Origin of the sequence: Brachyspira sp. SAP_772, from assembly GCF_009755885.1 — a bacterium.
Classification (GTDB): domain Bacteria; phylum Spirochaetota; class Brachyspiria; order Brachyspirales; family Brachyspiraceae; genus Brachyspira.
This window is the reverse complement of sequence record NZ_VYIX01000227.1, coordinates 1-651: the sequence shown is the minus strand read 5'-3', so window position 1 is coordinate 651 and position 651 is coordinate 1. Positions and strand designations below refer to the sequence as shown.

Annotated in this window: 1 protein-coding gene; it reads left to right on the top strand. The window is 26.6% G+C overall.

The window, feature by feature from the left end:
* Nucleotides 1–61: 61 nt before the first annotated feature.
* On the top strand, nt 62–651 hold a 590-nt coding region (gene pepT, locus GQX97_RS13715), incomplete at its 3' end, for a tripeptide aminopeptidase PepT (protein ID WP_157152321.1).

Sequence of the window (651 nt, the reverse complement as noted above, 5' to 3'; positions counted from 1 at the left end):
AATATATTGAATATTTATTCTTTTTTGATAATATATAAATATTAATTTTTAGGATATATTTATGAAAGCTTATGAAAGATTTATAAAATACACTACTTTTGACACTTCATCATCATCTGCTAATGAAAATGAAACACCAAGCTCTATTGGGCAGAGAGTGTTTGCTGAGTATTTATTAAAAGAATTAAAAGAGTTGGGAATTAATGATTCTTATATTGATGATAAATCTTTTGTATATGCTWCWATTCCYGCAACTAAAGGAAAAGAAGATAAGCCAAAAATAGGTTTTATTGCMCATTTAGATACAGTAGAAGATGTTAGCGGTAAAGATATAAAAGCTAATATAATAAAAAATTATGATGGAAAAGATATAGTTTTAAACAAAGAAAAAAATATAATATTTAGTGTTAAAGATTTTCCTAGTTTAAATAAATATAAAGGTTTTGATTTAATAGTAACAGACGGAACAACACTTTTAGGTGCTGATGACAAGGCTGGTGTTGCTGAGATTATGACTATGGCAGAAACTATAATTAAAGATAAGAGTATAGAACATGGTGAAATAAAAATAGCATTTACTCCAGATGAAGAGATAGGTTCTGGAATAGAGCATTTTAATGTTGATGAATTTGGTGCTAATTTTGCATACAC